At 55.4% G+C, this 1,134-nt stretch carries 1 pseudogene; it reads right to left on the bottom strand.

The window, feature by feature from the left end:
- Positions 1–235 precede the first annotated feature (235 nt).
- Positions 236–1,039, bottom strand: a pseudogene (locus tag A3A5_RS39260) (aldehyde dehydrogenase family protein); the annotation flags it as partial.
- Positions 1,040–1,134: the final 95 nt, after the last annotated feature.

Below are 1,134 nucleotides of genomic sequence, written 5' to 3'. Positions count from 1 at the left end.
CTACGCCGCTTCGTCAGAAGTTAACAGAGCCAGCGCTCCAGTCGTTGTGCGTAAACGTCAGCCCATCCGACCCCGGATTTATGCAACAACGCCACACCAATGCAACGAATATCTTAATGCCGCCGTCGACCAGTATCTTGTCGGGCGTCTTCTTTTGCAGCCGCAATGCGCTGGTCGGGCGTCACTGGCCGATAGAGAGACCTGTTACAAGTTGTCCACCACTTGGTAGCCACTTTCAATTTTTGGACACAACCTGCGACTGCGCGTTCGCGCTAACTGTCTTAGCCGGCGCCCCTGCCGCAGTCGAGACCCAGACACTCTTGGTCTCAAGGAACTCTCGCACAGCTTCGATACCATTCTCACGGCCAAGCCCGGACTGCTTTATCCCACCGAAAGGTAAGTTGAAGCTCATCGCGCGATAGGTGTTGATCCACACTGTGCCGGCCCTGAGCGCCTTTGACACACGAAGCGCCCTAGAAATATCTGTTGTCCAGACTCCTGCGGCGAGCCCGTAAATAACATCATTGGCGATCCTCACTGCGTCGGCTTCGTCATCGAAACCAATGACCGACAGCACAGGGCCGAACACTTCCTCTTGCGCGATGCGCATGTCGTTCGTCACGTCGACAAAAACCGTGGGCTTCACAAACTGCCCACCAGGGAGATCCCGTACAGGCTCACCCCCTAACACACAGCGAGCACCTTCGGATTTGGCAATGTCGATGTACCGCAACACCTTTTGATACTGCTCCGGCGTTGCGAGAGGACCAATGCTGTTCTCCCGTGCGTTTGGATCACCGATGCGTGCCAACGCAACCATGCTCACAAGTTGATCGACGAAAAGGTCCTTGATGCTGTTCTGCACCAGCAAGCGGGAACCCGCGACGCACGCTTGACCGCTCGCGGCAAAAATCCCGGACATCGCTCCCACTACGGCCTGAGCGAAATTGCAGTCCTCGAACACAATATTGGGAGACTTACCACCTAATTCCATTGAAACCCGCTTCATCGACCTTGCAGCAGCCGCGTAGACCTTTGCCCATGCCCTTATACAAAACGCGGCCGGCCTGCGGCTTGAAAAAACCGTTTACGTTCAATGACATAGCAGAGGGGCTTGTTAACTGCGTCGCAAAG

The organism is Cupriavidus sp. UYPR2.512 (genome assembly GCF_000379565.1).
Classification (GTDB): Bacteria; Pseudomonadota; Gammaproteobacteria; order Burkholderiales; family Burkholderiaceae; genus Cupriavidus.
The sequence above is the reverse complement of the archived record's forward strand: the minus strand, read 5'-3'. Positions and strand labels throughout refer to the sequence as shown.